General features: G+C 67.9%; 23 protein-coding genes. 14 read left to right on the forward strand and 9 right to left on the reverse strand.

Going from position 1 to position 18547, the window contains the following annotated elements; all coding sequences use genetic code 11:
- Window positions 1-3 precede the first annotated feature (3 nt).
- From AC5P6S_RS02475 to AC5P6S_RS02505, 7 genes are read left to right on the forward strand one after another with little or no spacing between them, the layout of a single operon-like run.
- Window positions 4-414 carry a TIGR03750 family conjugal transfer protein gene (locus tag AC5P6S_RS02475; RefSeq protein ID WP_009463352.1) on the forward strand — a complete coding sequence of 137 codons (411 nt, stop codon included), beginning with the start codon at window positions 4-6 and terminating at the stop codon, window positions 412-414.
- Entirely contained in the window at window positions 411-1100 is a 690-nt protein-coding gene (locus AC5P6S_RS02480; RefSeq protein WP_320524253.1) for a PFL_4703 family integrating conjugative element protein, read from the forward strand. Before AC5P6S_RS02475 ends, AC5P6S_RS02480 begins: the two co-directional genes overlap by 4 nt.
- The gene (locus AC5P6S_RS02485; RefSeq protein WP_320524252.1) at window positions 1097-1984 is read left to right on the forward strand and encodes a TIGR03749 family integrating conjugative element protein; all 888 of its coding nucleotides are present in this window, start codon (window positions 1097-1099) and stop codon (window positions 1982-1984) included. Before AC5P6S_RS02480 ends, AC5P6S_RS02485 begins: the two co-directional genes overlap by 4 nt.
- A complete protein-coding gene (locus tag AC5P6S_RS02490; protein WP_227364608.1) occupies window positions 1974-3392 on the forward strand; it encodes a TIGR03752 family integrating conjugative element protein in 1419 nt (472 codons plus the stop codon). The genes AC5P6S_RS02485 and AC5P6S_RS02490 overlap by 11 nt, the downstream gene beginning before the upstream one ends.
- A complete protein-coding gene (locus tag AC5P6S_RS02495; RefSeq protein ID WP_104727348.1) occupies window positions 3373-3804 on the forward strand; it encodes a TIGR03751 family conjugal transfer lipoprotein in 432 nt (143 codons plus the stop codon). Before AC5P6S_RS02490 ends, AC5P6S_RS02495 begins: the two co-directional genes overlap by 20 nt.
- Complete coding sequence (locus AC5P6S_RS02500) at window positions 3804-6683, forward strand: conjugative transfer ATPase (protein WP_282490290.1); 2880 nt, start codon at window positions 3804-3806, stop codon at window positions 6681-6683. The genes AC5P6S_RS02495 and AC5P6S_RS02500 overlap by 1 nt, the downstream gene beginning before the upstream one ends.
- A 12-nt stretch (window positions 6684-6695) precedes the next feature.
- Window positions 6696-7472, forward strand: coding sequence for a thioredoxin domain-containing protein (locus tag AC5P6S_RS02505; RefSeq protein WP_282490289.1), 777 nt, complete (start codon window positions 6696-6698; stop codon window positions 7470-7472).
- Between the two features lie 39 nt (window positions 7473-7511).
- On the opposite strand, the gene AC5P6S_RS02510 is transcribed toward AC5P6S_RS02505, so the two are convergent.
- The 4 genes from AC5P6S_RS02510 to AC5P6S_RS02525 form a co-directional block, all read right to left on the reverse strand.
- Window positions 7512-7928, reverse strand: coding sequence for a nuclear transport factor 2 family protein (locus tag AC5P6S_RS02510; RefSeq protein WP_320524249.1), 417 nt, complete (start codon window positions 7926-7928; stop codon window positions 7512-7514).
- Between the two features lie 31 nt (window positions 7929-7959).
- The gene (locus AC5P6S_RS02515; RefSeq protein WP_217980118.1) at window positions 7960-8553 is read right to left on the reverse strand and encodes a biotin transporter BioY; all 594 of its coding nucleotides are present in this window, start codon (window positions 8551-8553) and stop codon (window positions 7960-7962) included.
- Window positions 8554-8617: 64 nt separating this feature from the next.
- Complete coding sequence (locus tag AC5P6S_RS02520; RefSeq protein WP_024889590.1) at window positions 8618-9076, reverse strand: PaaI family thioesterase; 459 nt, start codon at window positions 9074-9076, stop codon at window positions 8618-8620.
- A 4-nt stretch (window positions 9077-9080) separates the two neighbouring features.
- Window positions 9081-9875, reverse strand: coding sequence for an enoyl-CoA hydratase/isomerase family protein (locus AC5P6S_RS02525; RefSeq protein WP_495204453.1), 795 nt, complete (start codon window positions 9873-9875; stop codon window positions 9081-9083).
- Window positions 9876-10124: 249 nt separating this feature from the next.
- On the opposite strand from AC5P6S_RS02525, the gene AC5P6S_RS02530 reads away from it, so the two are divergent.
- The 6 genes from AC5P6S_RS02530 (at window position 10125) to AC5P6S_RS02555 (ending at window position 13333) form a co-directional block, all read left to right on the forward strand.
- Window positions 10125-10700, forward strand: a complete 576-nt coding sequence (locus AC5P6S_RS02530; protein ID WP_495204454.1) for a LysE family translocator — start codon at window positions 10125-10127, stop codon at window positions 10698-10700.
- A gap of 4 nt (window positions 10701-10704) precedes the next feature.
- Window positions 10705-11097 carry a nuclear transport factor 2 family protein gene (locus tag AC5P6S_RS02535; RefSeq protein WP_026353018.1) on the forward strand — a complete coding sequence of 131 codons (393 nt, stop codon included), beginning with the start codon at window positions 10705-10707 and terminating at the stop codon, window positions 11095-11097.
- Window positions 11094-11495 carry a cupin domain-containing protein gene (locus AC5P6S_RS02540; RefSeq protein ID WP_495204455.1) on the forward strand — a complete coding sequence of 134 codons (402 nt, stop codon included), beginning with the start codon at window positions 11094-11096 and terminating at the stop codon, window positions 11493-11495. The genes AC5P6S_RS02535 and AC5P6S_RS02540 overlap by 4 nt, the downstream gene beginning before the upstream one ends.
- Complete coding sequence (locus AC5P6S_RS02545) at window positions 11492-11791, forward strand: DUF1330 domain-containing protein (RefSeq protein ID WP_020649401.1); 300 nt, start codon at window positions 11492-11494, stop codon at window positions 11789-11791. The genes AC5P6S_RS02540 and AC5P6S_RS02545 overlap by 4 nt, the downstream gene beginning before the upstream one ends.
- Window positions 11784-12746: an alpha/beta hydrolase family protein gene (locus tag AC5P6S_RS02550; protein WP_495204456.1), complete on the forward strand. Its 963-nt coding sequence runs from the start codon at window positions 11784-11786 to the stop codon at window positions 12744-12746. The genes AC5P6S_RS02545 and AC5P6S_RS02550 overlap by 8 nt, the downstream gene beginning before the upstream one ends.
- A gap of 191 nt (window positions 12747-12937) precedes the next feature.
- A complete protein-coding gene (locus tag AC5P6S_RS02555; protein ID WP_495204457.1) occupies window positions 12938-13333 on the forward strand; it encodes a VOC family protein in 396 nt (131 codons plus the stop codon).
- On the opposite strand, the gene AC5P6S_RS02560 is transcribed toward AC5P6S_RS02555, so the two are convergent.
- From AC5P6S_RS02560 to AC5P6S_RS02575, 4 genes are read right to left on the reverse strand one after another with little or no spacing between them, the layout of a single operon-like run.
- Entirely contained in the window at window positions 13285-13992 is a 708-nt protein-coding gene (locus AC5P6S_RS02560) for an AraC family transcriptional regulator (RefSeq protein ID WP_495204458.1), read from the reverse strand. The genes AC5P6S_RS02555 and AC5P6S_RS02560 overlap by 49 nt on opposite strands.
- Complete coding sequence (locus tag AC5P6S_RS02565; protein WP_495204459.1) at window positions 13989-14573, reverse strand: peroxiredoxin; 585 nt, start codon at window positions 14571-14573, stop codon at window positions 13989-13991. The genes AC5P6S_RS02560 and AC5P6S_RS02565 overlap by 4 nt, the downstream gene beginning before the upstream one ends.
- A 4-nt stretch (window positions 14574-14577) precedes the next feature.
- Window positions 14578-15081: a GNAT family N-acetyltransferase gene (locus AC5P6S_RS02570; protein WP_495204460.1), complete on the reverse strand. Its 504-nt coding sequence runs from the start codon at window positions 15079-15081 to the stop codon at window positions 14578-14580.
- Between the two features lie 6 nt (window positions 15082-15087).
- Complete coding sequence (locus tag AC5P6S_RS02575) at window positions 15088-16002, reverse strand: LysR substrate-binding domain-containing protein (protein WP_029578117.1); 915 nt, start codon at window positions 16000-16002, stop codon at window positions 15088-15090.
- A gap of 181 nt (window positions 16003-16183) precedes the next feature.
- On the opposite strand from AC5P6S_RS02575, the gene AC5P6S_RS02580 reads away from it, so the two are divergent.
- A complete protein-coding gene (locus tag AC5P6S_RS02580; RefSeq protein ID WP_282490279.1) occupies window positions 16184-17161 on the forward strand; it encodes a branched-chain amino acid transaminase in 978 nt (325 codons plus the stop codon).
- A 65-nt stretch (window positions 17162-17226) separates the two neighbouring features.
- Here the strand turns inward: AC5P6S_RS02580 and ptsJ are convergent, their stop codons facing one another.
- Complete coding sequence (gene ptsJ, locus AC5P6S_RS02585; protein ID WP_029578116.1) at window positions 17227-18528, reverse strand: MocR-like B6 salvage transcription factor PtsJ; 1302 nt, start codon at window positions 18526-18528, stop codon at window positions 17227-17229.
- Window positions 18529-18547: the final 19 nt, after the last annotated feature.

Here is an 18547-nt window from a genome sequence, read left to right on the forward strand (position 1 = left end):
GCGATGGCTGCCTTGAACGATATCGCGCGCGACGGGCTGGTCACCTTCCTGCCGCACAGGCTGAACCGGCAGCCCGTGGTGGTGAGGGGCCTGACCGCCGACGAACTCTGGATCTGCGCCGGCCTGTCCGCGGTGGCGGGGTTCATCGCCGGCGTGCCGCTGGCCTGGGCCACGCACAGCGTCGCCATGGTGCCGACCCTGATCGTGGCCGGCGTGGCGGCTGGCGTGTTCGGTGGTGGCGGCTTCCTGCGCAGGCAGAAGCGCGGCCGCCCGGACACCTGGCTGTACCGGCAACTGCAGTGGCGCCTGGCGCTGCGCCATCCGCTGGCAGCGTCCTGGCTCGGTGGGCACCGTCTCATCACGCGCTCGGGGTACTGGACCACCCGGCGCTCACGCGGAGCAGCCGCCTCATGAGCCGTTTCAGGAACGAAGTCCATCACCTGCAGGCCCATGTGCGCACGCTGCGCCTGGGCGCCGGTGCGTTGTTCGTGGTGGCGCTGCTGCTCGGTTTCGGCTGGTGGAGTGCGCCGAGGCAACTGACGATCCACGTGCCCCCCGATCTGCGCTCGGGCAGCACCCGCGCCTGGTGGGATGTGCCGCCCGAGAATGTCTATGCGTTCGCCTTCTACGTCTGGCAGCAGGTCCAGCGCTGGCCGACGGATGGTGAGCAGGACTACCCGCGCAACCTCCACGCGCTGGCGGCCTATTTCACACCGGCCTGCCAGGCCTTCCTGCGCCAGGACTACGAGCACCGGCGCAGCAGTGGCGAATTGCGCCAGCGGGTGCGTGGCATCTACGAGATTCCGGGGCGCGGCTTTGGCGACAACCCCACGATGCGGGTAAAGACGGTTTCCAGCCGCGACTGGATCGTCACGCTCGATGTCAGCGCGGACGAATACTACGGCGCCGAGCAGGTCAAGCGGGCCCTGGTGCGCTATCCGCTGAAAGTGGTGCGGCTGGACGTCGATCCCCAGCACAACCCCTTCGGCCTTGCGCTGGACTGCTATGACGGCGCGCCGCAGCGGATTGAGGCACCGTCGCCGGCAGTGCCTCCGTCCGGCACGCCCGGCGGCGGCCTTTCGCAGGGAGGCAACCCATGAAACACCACGTCTTCACCATCGTGGCGAGCCTGGCCCTCGGCTTCGGCCTGGTGCCGGACAGCCATGCCATCGAGATCCTGCGCTGGCAGCGGCTACCGCTGGCCGTCCCGCTGGTCGTCGGCCAGGAGCGCGTGGTCTTCATCGACCGCAACGTGCGTGTCGGCCTGCCCCCGAGCCTGGGCGAGCGGCTGCGCGTGCAGAGCGCGGGTGGAGCCATCTACCTGCGCGCCAGCGAGGCCATCGCGCCGACGCGGCTGCAACTGCAGGACGTGGAATCCGGCGCCATCGTGCTGGTCGACATCGCAGCCACGGACGCCCGGGAAGGCGAGCAGCCGCTGGAGCCTGTACGCATCGTCCTGCAGGACGCCGCTGCGGAGGCCGGCGGTGACACTGCCGCCGGTCCAACCCAAGCAGTGCGACCCGCGAGGAGTCGGCAAACGCCGATAACCGTTGTCCTGACGCGCTACGCGGCGCAGAACCTTTACGCGCCGCTGCGCACCGTCGAGCCCGTGGCCGGCATCGGGCGCGTGCCGCTGCGGCGCCCGCTCGCGCTGGACACACTGCTGCCAACGCTGCCGCTGAAGGCGCGGGCGCTGGCGGCCTGGCGACTCGAAGACCAGTGGGTCACCGCCGTGCGCCTGATCAACACCTCACCTCACCGTATCGATCTCGATCCAAGGGTGCTGCAAGGCGACTTCGTGGCCGCGACCTTCCAGCATCCCGACCTGGGGCCGGCGGGCGCTTCGACCGACACCACGGTGGTCTATCTGGTCACGCGCGGCCGTGGCCTGGCCGAGTCCTTGATGCCGGTGCTCAGCCCCATCGATGCTGGCACGAACTTGCCGCCGGCCGCCGCTGCGGGGAGGACGTCCGATGAGGAGTAATCCCCTGTTGAAGTGGCTGCTGATTCCGATGGCATTGTTGCTGGTATTCGTCGGCGCCAGGCTGTTCTCGGGCAGCGACGCTGCACCCGGCAAGCCGGATGTCCCGGGGCAGCTCACTCCCGAAGAAATGAAGGCGCTCGGCATCGCGGGCGACACCCCGCGCGATACCGTCGCCACCCTGGTTGCGCAGGTCAAGCAGCTCCGCACCGAGCTGCAGACCGCGCTGAGCGACAACCGCCAGCACAAGGCGGAGAACGAGCGCCTGCGTACCCGCGAGGGTGCGATCGACCAGCGCATCCAGAACGCCCTCGACAGCGAACGCCGCCGCCTGGAACAGGAGCGAACCCAGGCCGCCAGCGACCGGCAGCAGACGCAAGGGCTGATGCAGGACTTGCAGCGCCGCCTGGACGGGTTGTCCGGCAAGGGCGATGTCGCCGACCTGCCGATCGGCCTTGGACTGGACGGGCATGACGGCGGACCGCTCAAGGATGGCGGCATGCGCTGGATCGAACCGGATGACGCCCGGCCCGATCCGAAGGGCGGTTCGAGCAGCCTGCGCTTGCCCGCTTTTCCCTCCAGCTTCGGCCCGGCCTCGCCGGAGCTGTCGGCTGCGGCGGAGGCCGTCAGCGACAGGACTGCGCAAGCCGTTGGCGGCACCGCCCAGGCGGTCTATACGGTGCCCGCCAATGCCACGCTGATGGGCTCGGTCGCCATGACCGCGCTGATCGGTCGCATTCCCATCGACGGCACCGTCAACGACCCGTTTCCCTTCAAGGTGCTGATCGGGGCCGACAACCTGGCGGCCAACGGCATCGAGATTCCCGACGTGGCCGGTGCGGTGGTCAGCGGCACGGCCTCGGGCGACTGGACGCTCTCGTGCGTGCGTGGGCAGGTCCGCTCCATCACCTTCGTATTCAGCGACGGCACCATCCGCACGGTGCCGGAGGACGACGGCAAGCGCAGTCGAAGCCAGAACAGCACCAGTCTGCTGGATGGCCTGGGCTGGATCAGCGATCCCTACGGCATCCCGTGCGTCTCGGGCGAGCGCCGCAGCAATGCCCAGCAGTACCTGGGATCGCAGGCGTTGATCACCGCGGCCGGCGCAGGCGCCGCCTCGCTCATCAAGTCCGACAACGGCAGCGTGGCCGTGGTCGCCAACAACAGCGGTTCGCTGGGCACGGTCGGCATTTCGGGCAACGAGGCCATGGGCCGCATCCTGGCCGGTGGCGTGCGCGACATGGCCGACTGGGTCAACAAGCTCTACGGCCAGGCCTTCGCGGCGGTCTACGTGCAGCCCGGCGCCAGGGTGGCCGTGCACCTGGAGCAGCCGATCGCCATCGACCACGACGCCAAGGGGCGCCGGGTGAATCACCTCATGGGAGAAGCGCATGCATCGGACCTGGATTGACCGCCCCCTTGTCCTCCTCGCCGCCGCCGTTCTCGCGGGTTGTGCCACCAGCTCGGAAAAGCTGCTGCCCCGGGGCGAGCACACCATGCAGGACGTCTGGCAGCACGAGACTGGCGGCTACAGCGGCGGCCAGGCCGGCCGCCTGCTGCTCGACGCACGCCAGGACCTGCGCCGCCCGCTGACCGACGCTGACACCCTCGCGGCGCCCGCCCGGAACGCGGCCTACACCCGCACGGCAGCGAACGAGATCCAGCGACAATTCCATCGACTGCCGAACCCCGATCTGGTGATGTACGTCTTTCCGCACCTGGCCGGCACCGACCCGGTACCGGTGCCCGGCTACAGCACCGTCTTCCCGCTCTACCAGCGCGTGCAGTACGCGATGCCCGGCGAGCGGTTGGAGGACTACTGATGGGCTGGCGACTGCCGTGGCCGCGTCGTCCGGCCCCCAGGCCAGTCCAGGCCGACATCGAGCCGGACGCCTGGACGCGGCATGTCGACCGCCTCGCTGCGCACGGCATCGACGCACCTGGCGCCGCCCTTGGGTCGAATCATCGGCGACCCGCGACGCGGGCCGACCACGCGGCGCTCTACGACGTGGCGCCGTCCTTCGCCGACCTGCTGCCCTGGGTCGAGTACCTGCCGGCCACGAAGAGCATGCTGCTCGAAGATGGCCAATCGGTGGCGGCGTTCTTCGAGTTGCAGCCGATCGGTACCGAAGGGCGCGAGACCGCCTGGCTTTGGCAGGCCCGCGATGCCTTGGAGAATGCGCTGCAGGACTCCTTCGACGAACTGGACGAGAACCCGTGGGTGGTGCAGCTCTACGCGCAGGACGAAGCCGATTGGGACCACTACCTGCGCACGCTGGGGGCGTACCTGCATCCACGCGCGCAGGGCAGCGCGTTCAGCGAGTTCTATCTGCGCTTCTTCGGGCACCATCTGCGCGCGATCGCGAAGCCGGGCGGCCTGTTCGAGGACACCACGGTCACACGCCTGCCGTGGCGCGGCCAGACCCGGCGCGTGCGCATGGTGGTTTATCGGCGCACCCCGGACGCCGCATCGGCCCGGCGGGGGCAATCGCCCGAGCAGGCCCTGGCGACGATTTGCGACCGCCTGGTCGGCGGCCTGGCGAATGCCGGCGTCAAGGCCCGGCGCCTTGGCGCGGCGGACATTCACGACTGGCTGCTGCGCTGGTTCAACCCGAATCCCGGCGCGCTGGGCAGCACGGCCGAAGACCGGGAACGCTTCTACGCGCTCGCCCGCTACCCGGAGGAACGGGAAGAAGGTGAGATCGAACTGGCCAGCGGTGACTTCGCACAACGCCTGTTCTTCGGTCAGCCGCGCTCGGATGTCGCCCGCGGCCTGTGGTTCTTCGACGGCATGCCGCACCGGGCTATCGTCATGGACCGCTTGCGCTCGCCGCCCGCGACCGGACACGTGACCGGCGAGACGCGCAAGGGCGGCGATGCGATGAACGCGCTGTTCGACCAGATGCCTGAGGACACGGTGATGTGCCTGACTCTGGTCGCCACGCCGCAGGATGTGCTGGAGGCGCACCTCAACCACCTGGCCCGCAAGGCGGTTGGCGAGACGCTCGCCAGCGAACAGGCGCGCCAGGACGTGCTGCAGGCCCGCGGCCTCATCGGCAGCGCGCACAAGCTGTACCGGGGCACGCTGGCGTTCTACCTGCGCGGCCGCGACATGGCGCAGCTCGACGCCCGCGGCCTGCAACTGGTCAATGTCATGCTCAATGCGGGCTTGCAACCGGTGCGCGAAGAGGACGAGGTGGCCCCGCTCAACACCTACCTGCGCTGGCTGCCCTGTCTGTTCGACCCGGCGGCGGACAAGCGACAGTGGTACACGCAACTGATGTTCGCGCAGCACGCGGCCAATCTGGCGCCGGTGTGGGGGCGCAGCCAGGGCACCGGCCATCCGGGCATCACCTTCTTCAACCGGGGCGGCGGCACGATCACCTTCGATCCACTGAACCGGCTCGACCGGCAGATGAACGCCCACCTGTTCCTCTTCGGCCCCACCGGCTCCGGCAAGAGCGCCACGCTGAACAACATCCTCAACCAGGTCACGGCGATCTACCGGCCCAGGCTGTTCATCGTCGAGGCCGGCAACAGCTTTGGCCTGTTCGGTGACTTCGCCGCTCGGCTGGGCCTGAGCGTGCATCGCGTGAAGCTGGCACCCGGCGCGGGCGTGAGCCTGGCGCCATTCGCCGATGCCTGGCGCCTGGTCGATACACCGGGCCAGGTGCAGACGCTGGATGCCGACGCTCTGGACGAGGACGGCGACACCCATCCGGCCGACGACGGGGATGACCAGCGCGACGTGCTCGGCGAACTCGAAATCACCGCCCGGCTGATGATCACCGGCGGCGAGGACAAGGAGGAAGCGCGCATGACGCGCGCCGACCGCAGCCTGATTCGCCAGTGCATCCTGGACGCCGCCCAGCGCTGCGTGGCACAGGCGCGCACGGTGCTGACCCGCGACGTGCGCGACGCGCTGCGCGAACGCGCCCGCGACGCCAACCTGCCGGATGCCCGGCGCGCGCGGCTGCTGGAGATGGCCGATGCGATGGACATGCTCTGCCAGGGCGCAGACGGCGAGATGTTCGACCGTCCGGGCACGCCCTGGCCCGAGGCGGACATCACCATCGTGGATCTGGCCACCTTCGCGCGCGAGGGCTACAACGCGCAGCTCTCCATCGCCTACATCTCGCTGATCAACACGGTGAACAACATCGCCGAGCGCGACCAGTTCCTGGGCCGGCCGATCATCAACGTCACCGACGAGGGCCACATCATCACCAAGAACCCGCTGCTCGCGCCCTACGTGGTCAAGATCACCAAGATGTGGCGCAAGCTCGGTGCGTGGTACTGGCTGGCGACGCAGAACATCGATGACCTGCCCAAGGCCGCCGAGCCCATGCTCAACATGATCGAGTGGTGGATCTGCCTGTCGATGCCGCCCGACGAGGTGGAGAAGATCGCCAGGTTCCGCGAACTTTCACCCGCGCAGAAGGCGCTGATGCTGTCCGCGCGCAAGGAGGCGGGCAAGTTCAGCGAGGGCGTCATCCTGTCCAAGTCGATGGAAGTGCTGTTCCGCGCCGTGCCGCCCAGCCTCTATCTGGCCCTTGCGCAGACCGAACCGGAAGAGAAGGCCGAGCGCTACCAGCTCATGCGCCAGTACGGCATCGGCGAACTGGATGCCGCCTTCAAGGTGGCCGAAAAGATCGACCAGGCGCGTGGCATCGCATCGCCGCCGCTGTTCCTGCCGAAATGACCGGAGCGCGTCATGTCCTCGAAGCAAACCACCTTGCCGAGCCGATCCCAGGCCATTCGCAAGCGCGCCGGGCGCCTGCCACGGCTGCCCTGGGTGGTCGCCAGCATCCTTGTAGCCGGCCTGCTGGGCTGGCTCCTGCACCGCACGCCCGGTGCGCCGGCACCACGCACGGGGCCTGAGGCCGCGCAGGCGCATCCGGCCGGCCCACCCTGGCGTCACGGCCCAGCCGATGCGCGCTTCACGCTGACGCTGTACGCCGACCTGGAGTGTCCCTTCTGCAAGGCCTACTACCCGGCCCTGATGGCCTGGATTGATGCCCATCCCGAGGCCAGCCTGCGGTGGCATCACCTGCCGCTGGCGATGCACGATCCCGAGGCGAGTCGGCTGGCCCGCGTGGCCGAGTGCGCAGGTGAGGCGCAAGGTCACGAGGCGTTCTTCGATGCGATCGCATGGCTCTACCAAAACACCCGGGGCGATGGCCAGGGGCTGCCCACCGATCATGCCTGGCCAGGTCTGACGACCGCCATGCGGACCTGCCTGGACAGCGACCGCCCCGCAGCCATCGTTCGCGCACAGGCCGACGAGGCCCTGCGCAGCGGCATCAACGCCACGCCTACCGTACGGCTGGAAGACAGCCTGACGGGAAGATCACTGCTGCTGCATGGGCCGGTCGAGGGCGATGCGCTGCTGTCGGCTCTGGACTTGGTCGCGTCAGAAGAAACTGTTGGACCCAAGGCATCCGAATCACCGAAAAGCGATGCCACTCTGACCGAGAGTCGAGCGAGATAGCATGATTGTCAAGGCGGCAACACTTCCCGCCCTGCCGGTTCATTCGCTGTCCTGCGGCTCGATAGCTGCGGCAATTCTTGCCAGTAGCTCGGAGCGGTCGAAATACACTTCGTTGCGGCGAATCTTGCCCGCATGGTCCAGTTGCACCAGGCATACGCCGACCACGGTCAACACCTCGCCGCCGACCGGGATGTCCGCGCGCCATTTGTTGAGGAAGCCATCCTGCATGGGGATGCCCTCGACCTGCGTCCAGACCCACGCCGGATTGCGTGCCAACAGGCGCTCGAAATAGCCCAGCAACGCGGGCTTTCCCCGCAGCCCTTGGGGTACGGCAGGGTCGAGATAGAAGGCATCCTCGGAATAGAAGGCAGCCAGCCGCTGAGGATCGTTGCCGGTCCAGGCGGGCAGCCACGCCAGCGCAAAGCGCCGCGCCTGCTCCGCATCGAGGGCGTTCATCGTGATGTACCGGGCCGACCCGGAACGCGCGTCATCGGTGCGCCGCCTTGCGGGTACCGCTGTCGATGGCCTTGAGCAGCGCTGCACCAAGCACCGACTTGAGCACGCCGCCGAGGACGAAGGGGGCCACGCCCACGGCGATCGCTTTCTGCACGCCAACCATCGCGGCCAGCCAGGCGCCGCCGAGCAGCAGGCACAGGGCGTTGCCGATCAGCATCGCCGCGAAGGCCAACACGACGCGCCCGCCATGCCAGCCGCGTTCGACCAGCCAGCCGGTCAGCGCGCCGGCCACGGGAAAAGCCAGCAGGTAGCCACCCGTCGGTCCCAGGAAGCGCGCCAGACCTCCCGTGCCGCCGGCGAACACCGGCAAGCCGAGCGCGCCCTGGGCCAGCCAGACGAGGATCGTCAGGCCACCCAGGCGCCAGCCGTACAGTGCGCCGACCAGCGTGACGGCCAGCGTCTGCATGGTCATTGGCACCGGCACCATAGGCACGCTGACGTGGGACGACGCGGTGAGCACGAGGGTGCCGAACAGCACCGCCAGCACCTTGGTCGCGTTGGACTGTCCGCGCAGCCAGCGGGTTGTGTCGAGGGTCCCGAGGGTTTGGGTCGAGGTTGGGGTCATGGGTTCTCCTTCATGAATGGCGGCACTGGCCGCCGAGCGCATCCTTGCGCGGACACCGGAAACGTCATCGATCCTGCTTGCCCTGCAGACAGATCAGGGTTTGCTGGCCGAGCGCCACCTGGGCCCGTCCCTGCTCGGTGACGCCGAAGACTTCGAGTTGGCAGATGGTCAGGGTGCGTCCGGAGCGCACCACCGTGCCGACCGCTTCGAGGTAGTCGCCCTGCGCGGGGGCGAGCAGGTTGATCTTGAACTCGACGGTCAGCACGGAGCTGTCCGGTGGAAACAGCGTGAAGCCCGCGTAGCCACCGGCCGAGTCGGCGATGGCGCTGGTGCCGCCGGCATGGAAGTAGCCATGCTGCTGGGTGAGGGTTTCGCGGAACGGCAACCGGATGCTGACCCGCCCGCGCGCAACCTCGTGCAGTTCGGCGCCCAGGTGGTGCATCAGGCCCTGGCGGGCGAAGCTGTCGCGGACGATTCGCTCGACCTGGGGATCGAGCGGCAAGGATGGGGCGGCTTGGGTCATCGTTCTAAGGTTTCTTTGCAGTGGAGAGGGGGTTGAATCGAGGTGGCCGCTTCTCCAGGAATGCACGCATGCCTTCCTCGTGGTCGGGCAGCGAAAGGGTGTGGTGGAAGGCGGCCCGCTCGCGGCGCAGTCCTTCGTCCATGGGCAGGCTGGCGCTGGCACGCGCGGCCTGCTTGATCAGGACCAGCACCTCGCCCGACAGGGACGCCATGTCGGCGGCGAGCCGGCGGCCCTCTTCGAGCAGGTGATCGGGGGGCACGATGCGCGAGACCAGCCCGCTGCCTTCGGCCTCGCGGGCGTCCATGCGGCGCCCGGTCAGCAGCAGGTCCAGCGCCTTGGCCATGCCGAGCAGGCGCGGCAGGCGCTGGGTGCCGCCCGCGCCGGGCATGGTGCCGACGCGAACCTCCGGGTGGCCGAACACGGCGTTCTCGGCCGCCAGCACGATGTCGCACATCTCGACCAGTTCGCAGCCGCCGCCGAGCGCGAAGCCCTGCACAAGCGCCACCACGGGCTTGGGGAACGTGCCCAGCGGCGCGCAGCAACCGGCGAAGTCAGTGGCCCGCGCCTGCTCCGCGCTGATGCCCAGCATTTCCTTGAGATCGGCACCGGCCGCGAAGTGTTCGCCTTCGGAGCGCAGCAGGACCACCCGCACGGCGGCGTCGGCCGCCAGCCTGTCGAGGTGCGCGGCCATCGCATCGGTCAGTGAGCGGCACAGGGCGTTGCGGGCTGCCGGCCGGTCGATGACCAACTCGGCATAGCCGTCGGGGTGCGACGCGCATCGAATGAAATCGGAAGACATGGGTTCTCCTGCGAGGAACCGCCCGAAGTGCCGGGCCGTCATCGATTCGGCAGCGCCGGGCAGTACCTGCGAAGTCTGCTGCGCGATGACGCTTGCGGCCAAGCGCGAATATCTCAGGAGGGACTGAAAATTTCTCGCTGGAGCCGACGCCATGCCCGGCCCAGAATCAATTCGCGGACGGGCCTCGTCTTTCCCTCAACGCCCCGGTACTCCCCGTCCCAGCGAACTCCCATGGAACATACCGCCCTCGTGGCGCTGATCGTCTACGCCTTCGTCATGTCGATCACGCCCGGTCCCAACAACGTGATGCTGATGTCCTCGGGCCTGCTCTTCGGCCTGGGCCGAACCTGGCCGCACCTGCTGGGCATCCCCGCGGGCGTGATGGTGCAGCTCGGGATCACCGGCGCCGGCCTCGGTGCGGTGTTTGCCCTCGAACCTCGCCTGCAGGTCGCATTGAAGGTCGTGGGCAGCCTCTACCTGCTCTGGCTGGCCGCGCGCCTGTGGCGCGCGGCCGAACTGGAGGAGACCGAAGCCGGCCGGCCCATCGGCTTCATGCAGGCGTTGGCCTTCCAGTTCGTCAATCCGAAGGCCTGGCTGATCTCGGTGACGGTGGTGTCCACCTTCCTGCCGCCGGGCGAAGGCTACGCACTGCGCCTGCTGGTGGTCAGCCTGGTGTTCGCCGCCATCGGACTGCCCTGCATGCTGGTCTGGGCCGCCTTCGGCGCCGGCCTGCGGCCCTGGCTGCGCGACCGCGCCGTCGCTCGCGTGGTCAATCGTGCGATGGCGACCCTGGCCGCCCTGACCGTTCTTCTCTTCTGGATGTGATGCCATGACGACACTCTCTCATGATCAACTCCGGGCCCATGCGCTGGCCTGGATCGACGACTGGAACCGGCGCGACGTGCCGGCGGTGCTGGCCGCCTACGCCGACGATGCACTGTTCGTGAGCGCGCTGGCCCAGCCCTATACCGGTGGCACGCGGGTACAAGGCAAGGACGCGCTGCGCCGCTACTGGCTGGCCGCGCTCGCTGACAGGCCGGACCTGCGGTTCGAACTCATCTCGGCCATCTGCGATGTCGAGGCGCAGACCGTCGTCGTCCATTACGTGGCGCAGGCCTGCGGCAAGCGCACGCGCATGTGCGAGATCATGCGCTTCGAGAACGGGCGGCAGGTCCATGGCGAGGCTCTGCACGGCGTCCCCGCCGAGGAGGACACGCCATGACGGCACTGCTGCGCGCCGTCCGGACGGACGACGGCAACCGCTATGACTGGGGTGGGGTCTGCCTGGGCTGGCGACTGCTGGAACTGCAACACATGCAGGTGCGGCAGGAATGGATGCCCGCAGACGGCGCTGAGGCACCCCACTGGCACGCCAGGGCGCACCAGTTCTTCTACGTGCTTAGTGGCCACCTGCGCCTGAGCACGCCCGACCAGGACGTGCTATTGGACGCCGGTCAAGGTGTGCATGTCCCGGCCGGCACTCGCCACATCGCCGCCAATGGTGGCGACGGGGACGTGCAGTTTCTGGTGTTCTCCAGCCCCAGCACGCAGGGCGACCGCGTCGAATCGACCTCGGCCGCCGAACCGGATCGCCATCGCGACTCGGAGTCTGCGTCATGACCGTTTTCGCCATTGCCCAACTCACCATCCACGACCGGACCGCCTACGACCGCTACCAGGCGCGCTTCATGGAGGTGTTCCGCCACCACCGGGGACGTCTGCTGGCCGCGGACGAGCAGCCTCGCACCATCGAAGGCACTTGGCCGCACCAGAAGCTCGTGCTCATGTCCTTTCCTGACGAAGCCGCCTTCCATGACTGGGCGGAATCGGCCGAGTACCAACGCATTGCCCAGGATCGCAAGGCCGGCGCACAGGCCGTGGTGCTGCTGGTCCAGGGTCTCGCTGTGAATGGCTGAGCCCATCGACATTCGCGCCGCCGACGGCTATGCCCTGGGTGGATTCGCCTGGCGCCGTCCCTGCGATCCACGACGCCCGAATCCGGTCGCGGTCATCAACGCGGCCACCTCGGTGCGCTGCCGGTACTACGCGCGCTTTGCCGACTGGCTCCACAGCCACGGATGGGACGTGGTGACCTACGACTACCGTGGCATCGGCGAATCGCGACACCGTGGGCTGCGTCGGCTGCAGGCCGACTGGATCGACTGGGGGCAGCACGATTTCGAGGGTGTGCTGCAGTACCTCGCCTGGCGATTCCCCGGCCAGCCGATCGACGTGGTTGGCCACTCTGCCGGGGGCTTCGTGATCGGGCTGGCCGAGTCCGCTCACCGCGTGCGGCGCATCTTCACCATGGGGGCGCAGTACGCCTACTGGCGCGACTATGCGCCCGCCGCGCGCCGCGCCATGTTCCTGCGCTGGCACGTGGCCATGCCGCTGTTGGCGCGGGTGCTTGGCTACGTGCCGGCCAAGCGCCTGGGATGGATGGAGGACACGCCCAAGGGCGTGGCGCTGGACTGGGCGCGCATGGGTCCGCGCTTCGAGGGCACGGTACGCCGCGGCCGGGAAACACTGGAAGGCGAGCCCGAAGCCGAAATGCTGGCACGGCGCTTCGGCCAGGTGCGCGCACCGATCCTGGCGCTGGGCATCGAGGACGATCCATTCGGCACGGTACCGGCGCTGGACCGCCTGCTGGATTACTACACCGGCAGCGAGCGCCATCACCTGCGCTTGGCTCCCGCGGCCATCGGGCAGGCCGAAATCGGCCATTTTGCCTTCTTCCACGAGCGCTTCCGCGAGGCGCTGTGGCCCCTGGCGCTGGACTGGTTGCGCACCGGCGAGCCACCGCCCCGCCCCCTCGGCGCACTGAAGCATCGACCTGCGGACAATCCTCGGGCAGCGAGAGGTACGGCATGACTGTGGATGAGGCCCATTCACCACGACTGAAGCGGAAGCGCTGGCCGATCAAGATCACATCAGTAGCGATTCTGCGGCTTGACTGAACGTGATCGTGGGGTGCTCACTGACATGCACCTGTCGCGATCATTCAATACAGGGGATGAAGCCTGGCCCAGAATCCATTTCTCCATCTAACTTGGAGAGCTGAGATGATTTTCAGATACACGATTCTCTACGTCGAAGACGTGGCCGCCTCGCTGGCCTTTTACGAACGTGCTTTTGCCATGGAGCGGGGTTTTCTGCACGAGTCGGGGGACTATGGTGAACTCGTCACGGGGGCAACCAAGCTGGCTTTTTCTTCCGTCAAATTGATGCGAACTCTGGGCAAGACACCCGGCAAGCCCGCACCCGAAACCCCGGTATTCGAGATCGCCTTTGAAACGGAAGACGTATATGCGGCCTATACGCGTGCCGTAGCCGCCGGCGCACAACCTGTGCAGGAGATTAGAAGTGAACCTTGGGGGCAGACGACGTGTTACGTCACCGATATCAACGGTTATCTGGTGGAGATTTGTTCGCCCGCCCAGTTGCCCAGCCCGGGTTGACGCAGGCGCTCAAGGACGTCGGCTTGCCTGCGCAACTGCGCCGGAGAATGGGCGAACCAGCGGACAAGTTCGCGGGTCATGTGGGCTTGGTCGCTGAAGCCACATATGCTGGCTATTTCGGCAAGAGGTTCACCCGACGAAAGCAGTCCGGTTGCCCGGCGCGCTCGTCCCAAGAGCCGCCAGTAGTCCGGCGGTGGGAGTCTTCTGCCCAGAAAGACTCTTTGCATCGTTCGGATGGAAATGCCAATGCTGCGGCAGGCGGCGCCAACCGTTGCACCCGGAAAACTGAGCGCCAGGATGGCCTCGTCCAGATGCGTCCAGGCTTCGCACTGCTCGTCGAGAATTTCCCCGATTCGATCATGGTCTGCGGCAATCGCCTGCATGGCAGGCGCGCTCACGCCCGCGCCCGGGCGCAACCTATAGCCTGTGATCGTGGTGCCGGGGAGCAGATCGACCAGCCGAGGCCGAACATCAAACCCGGTTGACACGATCTGAACCAAGCCATCCGCATGGCGGATGCACAGTACGTCTCGGCATCCGTCGGGCAGCACCAGATAGCGCTCGGCCCTGTTCACCGGGTGAACCCAGCGGTGGAAGCTGGCAATGTCTTGCATGTCGGGAAATTCACTCCAGGAACCGCCGAACGATCCGATATTCATGGTTTGCCGGATTGATTGGCATGATGGCCTTTGAGCCACTCGATGACATCGTCGGCATTCCGGTCCGGCGGGAACACCGGATAGAACACATGCTCGATCACGCCATCGTGCGCAATCAGGGTCAGCCGCTTGAGCAGCGTCAGGCCTTGCACCTCGAAGACCGGCAGACCGAGCGCGGTTGCGAATGAAAGGCGATGGTCGGACAGCAAGGGAAAAGGCAGGTGCAGGCGCGCCACCGCCTCGCATTGGTACGCGGTGTCCTGCGTGGACACGCCGAGCAACTGGGCGACGCCCAAGGACTTCAGTTCGGCGAAATGATCCCTGAAGGCACAGGATTGCGGGGTGCAGCCCCGTGCTCCTGGAATCTCGTCCCAGCCTGGAGGCAGTGCGACATTCGGCCGGCCCGTCATCGGGAAGAGATAAAGCACCGTGCGTCCGCGCAGGCGCGAAGGATCGATACGGCCACCATCCGTCGATGCCAGTTCAAGCGTGGGCAGGCGCATGCCCGCGAGGTGGCGGGCGCCGCCATCATCCTCCGGCTGCGGAAGACGCGACCAATCGACCTGTTGCAGGTTGTTCATGGCTTTACCACCGCTCGTTACCGGCCAGCCAAAGCACGTAGCTCTTCCAGCCGGCGGGTTCGGCGAAGCGCGCGTAGGCCCGGATGGCATCGGGGTTGTCCTCGGGGACCAGCCAGCGCAGATGGATCCAGGCGCGTGATCGCCCGGTATCGGCGATGGCCGTGATGAGCCGCTGCGCGAGTCGTTTCCCGCGCGCGGCGGGCAAGACGTACAGGTCGTCGAGCTGGCCCGAACGCCCTCCGGAGATCGCCTCGGGCAGATCGAAGAACACCGCGAAGGCGACGAGTTCGGCGCCGAGAAAGCCACCCAGCACTTCCGCGATCGGATCGGCGATCAAGGCATCGGCCCGGGTCAGTGCATTCGCCCCCGCGCCTTGCCCGTGGCGCATTTCGTCGCCATAGGCGGCCAGCAGGGAGGCAAGCGCAACGGCTTCATGGGCAACGAGCCGTCGAAGCGTCACATCGTCATCCGGCGGTGCTTTCTGGTCTTTCGGATATGCGGTACTCATACGTGTCTATGCTGTCCGCGCTTCTGGGTTCCGAGTTCCGCTTTCCGACTGACATTGCTCGCGCAGCCAGCCGCGCAGGTTATCCAGCCGTCGATCCTCGGATAGCGCCTCGGGATAGACGAGCCAAAAGCCGACACCCGCGCTCACGGGGTGGTCGAAGACCGAGGCCAGGCGTCCGAGCCGGACGGCACTCTCGGCCAGTTCGCAGACGGCGATCGACACGCCAGCCCCATCGGCGGCCGCCTGCATCGTCAGGCCGCCCGAATCCACGCGGGTCACGACAGCCGGCTCGAACGGCCCGCCGGGCAGGCTGTCCATCCAGCGCTGCCAAGTGAGGCAATGCCGCGAAACGAACAGGTTGGCGCGCGCGACCTGCTTGAGGCGTTCCCGGCGCGAGCCGGTGGCAAAGCCCGGGCGCGCGTACAGATCGATGGTGGCCTCGAACAACAGGTCGGCCTGCAGGCCGGCCCACTGGCCGTCGCCATACCAGATGCCGGCATCGGCCACGCCGGCGGCCAGATCCACGTCGTCCTGCGTGGTGGAGATGTCCAGCGAGAAGCCGCGCCGCTCGAACGGATACAGGCTCAGGCGGGGCGACAGCCAGTTGGTCGCGAAGGTCGGCAGCATGTTCACGCGCAGGGGCCCGTCGCGCCGCTCCTCGCGCAAGCTGCTCACGCCCTCGGCGATCAGGGCGAAACCCTCGTTGAGGCTAGGTGCCAGCCGGCGGCCGGCGCTGGTCAATTCCAGCCGCGTACCGATGCGGCGCAGCAGTTCGACGCCGAGCATGTCCTCCAGCGTGCGCAACTGGTGGCTGACCGCCGAGGGGGTGACCGCCAGTTCCAGGGCCGCGTCCTTGATCGAGAGATGGCGCGCCGCAGCCTCGAAGGCGCGCAAGGCATTCAACGGGACAGGGATGCGCATGGGGGATTCACCCTCCTGGAAGTCATTGGTCGTTCATGGACTCATTAAACCGGAAATCGTCGTCTCCACGCTCGCCGACACGAGGACCAAAACTCAGCATCGTCTGAGATTTGCTCACTCGTGCCGACGGCGAACCGGCCGCACACTGACGCCATCGACAACCTGTACAGCGGTGCGCACCATGCTCAATTCCCTTGACGATCGCGATGGCCTGATCTGGCTCGATGGCGAGCTGCTGCCCTGGCGCGAGGCGCGCCTGCACGTGCTCACGCATGCGCTGCATATGGGCGGGGCCGTCTTCGAGGGCATGCGCGCCTATGGCGGCCATGTCTTCCTCAATGCGCCTCACCTGGAACGCTTCCAGCAGTCCGCCGCGCTGCTGGACTACCACCTGCCGTGGTCGCAAGGCGAACTGACACAGGCCATCGAGGCGGTGCTGTGGGCCAACCAGCTCGACGACGCCTACATCCGCCCGGTGGCCTGGCGCGGCGCGGAGAGTGTTTCCATCGCTTCGCCGCGCGCCCGCATCCACGTGGCGATCGCGGCCTGGGACTGGCCCACGGCGGCGTCCCAGGGCCGCGCCGAGGAAGGCATCCGGCTGCAGCTGGCGAGTTGGCGGCGTCCCCGTCCTGACACCGCACCCACCGCGGCCAAGTGCTCGGGGCTGTACATGATCGGTACCCTTGCGCGCCATGCCGCCGCAGCGGCGGGCTGCGACGACGCACTGCTGCTCGACAGCGAAGGCCGGGTCGCCGAGACCACGGCAACCAACCTGTTGATGGTCCATGACGGGGTGCTGGTGACCCCATTGCCGACCTGCTTCCTCGACGGCATCACCAAGCGGCACGTGATGGGACTGGCGCGCCAGCGCGGGCTGCGGGTCGAGGAGCGGACCGTGACGCTGGACGAACTTCGCGCCGCCTCCGAGGTATTCACCGCCGGCACCTCGGTCGAACTGCAGCCGGTGGTGGCGCTGGTCGAGGATGCGGCGACCACCGAATGGTCCGTGGGGCCGGTGACGCGACAACTGATCCGGGACTTTCGCGCGTCCGTGACCGAGGCGAGCCAGGTCGGCCGGACGCTGCGGGAACGGGAGACCGGCTTGTTGGAACGGCGCCCGTGGCCCGCTCGCGTCGCCTCCGCCTTGCAGGCGCCGTAGCGCGCCATGGACCGGTACGCAGACGGACCCGCGAGAGGACAGGCACGATGCCATGCAGACTGGCTTCATACACGCCCCAGACAGTCGCGCAGTTGCGCGGCAAAGCGCGCCGCGTCCCCGGGTTCGAGCGTCGAGACCGTGACTCGCAGCGCGGGGGCCGCGGGCGCGATCGCGAAGGCATCGCCGGTTCGCACGGCCCAGCCGCAGCGTGCGAGGCTTTGCGCGGTGCGGTGAACGTCACGGTCTTCCGGCAACGGAATCCACACATTGAACCCGTCGCAGGGCTGCCTGGCGGCGATGCCCACGGCGCCGAGTGCATCGATCAGGGCCTTGCGACGCATGGCGTAGGCGGTCTTGGCCGCATGCAGGCGCGCCGTGGCCGCGTCGGATCCGAGCAGGCCGCGCACGGCCGCCTGCAGCAGGTGGCTGACCCAGGTCGTGCCGGGAGCCAGTCGCATGCCGAGCCTTGCGGCGGTCCCCGCATCGGTAGCGATGAAGGCCAGCCGCAGGTCCGGGCCGAAGCCCTTGGACACGGAGCGCACCAGCGCCCGCCGCGTGGTGGCCGCGGGCGCGATAGAGAAGTACGGCGTCTCGGCCAGCAAGGCGAAGTGGTCGTCCTCGATCACCAGCACGTGCGGATGGCGGGCGAGCACGCGGCGCAGTTCGCGGGCGCGCTGCTCGCTCAGGCCGCAGCCGGTGGGGTTTTGCGCCCTTGGTGTGCACAGCACCGCCTGGGCGCCATTGGCCAGCGCCGCTTCCAGCGCCTGCGGGCGCATGCCGTGCGCATCCATGGCCACGGGCACCGCTGCCAGGCCCGTGCTGTGCAGGATGTTGAGGCTGCCGAGGAAGCACGGGTCCTCCACCGCCACCTTGTCGCCGGCGACGAGGTAGGCAGCCAACAGACGCTCGATCGCATCGACCGCACCATGCGCCAGCACCAGACCGTCACCCTCCCGGAGATCCGCTCCGAACCACTGCCGCGCCAGCCGTTCGAGTGCTGGGTCGAGTACAGGCTGGCCATACAGCGCGGGCCGGTAGCCGCTGGCTGCCAGCGCCTGCAATGGATCGGGCAGCCAGGCCGGGTCCGGATTGCCGCTGGCCAGATCCGCCAGCGCCGAGCCGGGCTGCAGGCCCTCCTGCTCACCGAGACGCGCCGCTGGCCGGATCACCGTTCCGTTGCGCCCCAGCGTCTCGGCAATGCCTGCGGCCACCAGCTTCCGGTACGCGGCGGCGACCGTGTTGCGGTTGACGCCCAGTTGATCGGCCATCTCGCGCACGGACGGCAGTGTCTGGCCCGCGGCAAGCTGGCCCGCATGTGCCTCGCGGCGAATGCGCTCAAAGATGTCCGATGCGGTCTTTTCTGCCATTCCCGTTTGTCCCGTGACA

The organism is Stenotrophomonas sp. YJH_SMC_119, assembly GCF_059368315.1.

What these genes read in the sequence shown, in the direction of transcription:
- AC5P6S_RS02475 (WP_009463352.1), top strand. Translation starts at nt 4, where the DNA reads ATGGCTGCCTTGAACGATATCGCGCGCGACGGGCTGGTCACCTTCCTG.
- AC5P6S_RS02480 (WP_320524253.1), top strand. Translation starts at nt 411, where the DNA reads ATGAGCCGTTTCAGGAACGAAGTCCATCACCTGCAGGCCCATGTGCGC.
- AC5P6S_RS02485 (WP_320524252.1), top strand. Translation starts at nt 1,097, where the DNA reads ATGAAACACCACGTCTTCACCATCGTGGCGAGCCTGGCCCTCGGCTTC.
- AC5P6S_RS02490 (WP_227364608.1), top strand. Translation starts at nt 1,974, where the DNA reads ATGAGGAGTAATCCCCTGTTGAAGTGGCTGCTGATTCCGATGGCATTG.
- AC5P6S_RS02495 (WP_104727348.1), top strand. Translation starts at nt 3,373, where the DNA reads ATGCATCGGACCTGGATTGACCGCCCCCTTGTCCTCCTCGCCGCCGCC.
- AC5P6S_RS02500 (WP_282490290.1), top strand. Translation starts at nt 3,804, where the DNA reads ATGGGCTGGCGACTGCCGTGGCCGCGTCGTCCGGCCCCCAGGCCAGTC.
- AC5P6S_RS02505 (WP_282490289.1), top strand. Translation starts at nt 6,696, where the DNA reads ATGTCCTCGAAGCAAACCACCTTGCCGAGCCGATCCCAGGCCATTCGC.
- AC5P6S_RS02510 (WP_320524249.1), bottom strand. Translation starts at nt 7,928, where the DNA reads ATGAACGCCCTCGATGCGGAGCAGGCGCGGCGCTTTGCGCTGGCGTGG.
- AC5P6S_RS02515 (WP_217980118.1), bottom strand. Translation starts at nt 8,553, where the DNA reads ATGACCCCAACCTCGACCCAAACCCTCGGGACCCTCGACACAACCCGC.
- AC5P6S_RS02520 (WP_024889590.1), bottom strand. Translation starts at nt 9,076, where the DNA reads ATGACCCAAGCCGCCCCATCCTTGCCGCTCGATCCCCAGGTCGAGCGA.
- AC5P6S_RS02525 (WP_495204453.1), bottom strand. Translation starts at nt 9,875, where the DNA reads ATGTCTTCCGATTTCATTCGATGCGCGTCGCACCCCGACGGCTATGCC.
- AC5P6S_RS02535 (WP_026353018.1), top strand. Translation starts at nt 10,705, where the DNA reads ATGACGACACTCTCTCATGATCAACTCCGGGCCCATGCGCTGGCCTGG.
- AC5P6S_RS02540 (WP_495204455.1), top strand. Translation starts at nt 11,094, where the DNA reads ATGACGGCACTGCTGCGCGCCGTCCGGACGGACGACGGCAACCGCTAT.
- AC5P6S_RS02545 (WP_020649401.1), top strand. Translation starts at nt 11,492, where the DNA reads ATGACCGTTTTCGCCATTGCCCAACTCACCATCCACGACCGGACCGCC.
- AC5P6S_RS02550 (WP_495204456.1), top strand. Translation starts at nt 11,784, where the DNA reads ATGGCTGAGCCCATCGACATTCGCGCCGCCGACGGCTATGCCCTGGGT.
- AC5P6S_RS02555 (WP_495204457.1), top strand. Translation starts at nt 12,938, where the DNA reads ATGATTTTCAGATACACGATTCTCTACGTCGAAGACGTGGCCGCCTCG.
- AC5P6S_RS02560 (WP_495204458.1), bottom strand. Translation starts at nt 13,992, where the DNA reads ATGAATATCGGATCGTTCGGCGGTTCCTGGAGTGAATTTCCCGACATG.
- AC5P6S_RS02565 (WP_495204459.1), bottom strand. Translation starts at nt 14,573, where the DNA reads ATGAACAACCTGCAACAGGTCGATTGGTCGCGTCTTCCGCAGCCGGAG.
- AC5P6S_RS02570 (WP_495204460.1), bottom strand. Translation starts at nt 15,081, where the DNA reads ATGAGTACCGCATATCCGAAAGACCAGAAAGCACCGCCGGATGACGAT.
- AC5P6S_RS02575 (WP_029578117.1), bottom strand. Translation starts at nt 16,002, where the DNA reads ATGCGCATCCCTGTCCCGTTGAATGCCTTGCGCGCCTTCGAGGCTGCG.
- AC5P6S_RS02580 (WP_282490279.1), top strand. Translation starts at nt 16,184, where the DNA reads ATGCTCAATTCCCTTGACGATCGCGATGGCCTGATCTGGCTCGATGGC.
- ptsJ (WP_029578116.1), bottom strand. Translation starts at nt 18,528, where the DNA reads ATGGCAGAAAAGACCGCATCGGACATCTTTGAGCGCATTCGCCGCGAG.